The organism is Mesorhizobium sp. M1338, assembly GCF_040318045.1.
Lineage (GTDB): Bacteria > Pseudomonadota > Alphaproteobacteria > Rhizobiales > Rhizobiaceae > Mesorhizobium.
Genome location: NZ_JAMYLL010000153.1, coordinates 1 through 729, shown reverse-complemented (window position 1 = coordinate 729; position 729 = coordinate 1). Strand labels below are relative to the sequence as shown.

Genomic DNA, 729 nt, shown 5'->3' with positions numbered 1-729 from the left:
GCCTCGGCGGGTTGTACGCCGTATGGCGCGGGTTGAGCAACGGGCGATCGGCGGAGCTGGTCGGGGTTGCGCAGCCGATCGCCCGTTGCGGTGAGATTGGCGGCACAAGCCGCCGGCGTGATGTAGCCGAGCGCCGAATGTGGCGCGATCGGTTGTAGTCGTCCGCCCATTCGGCGATCGTCGTGCGGGCATGGTCGAGACCGAAGAACAGGGTCTCGTTCAAGAGCTCGTCCCGCATCCGGCCGTTGAAGCTCTCGCAGAAGCCGTTCTGCATCGGCTTGCCCGGTGCGATGAAGTGCCAAGTCATGCCGTTCTCCTGTGCCCAGGCGAGCATGGCGTTCGAGGTGAACTCGGTGCCGTGGTCGGAGACGATCATGCCCGGCTTGCCGCGGTGGGCGATCAACTCGGTCAGTTCGCGTGCGACACGGCGGCCCGAGATCGAGGTGTCCGGGATTGCCGCCAGGCACTCGCGCGTCACGTCGTCGACCACGTTGAGGATGCGGAAGCGTCGACCGCAGGCGAACTGGTCGTGGACGAAATCCAGCGACCAGCGGGCGTTCGGCCTTGCCTCGACCAGAATCGGTGCGCGGGTGCCAACCGCGAGCCGGCGTGACCGTCGCTTGCGAACCGTCAGCCCTTCCTCGCGATAGAGCCGGTAGATGCGGTTGATGCCCGACGGCTCGCCGCCTTGCCGCAGCAGGATGAACAGCCGCCGGTAGCCGAAGCGCC

1 pseudogene is annotated in these 729 nt (G+C 66.9%); it reads right to left on the bottom strand.

Features of this window, described 5'->3' with window-relative positions:
• Positions 1-729 (bottom strand): annotated as a pseudogene (locus tag NKH19_RS33415) (IS3 family transposase); the annotation flags it as partial.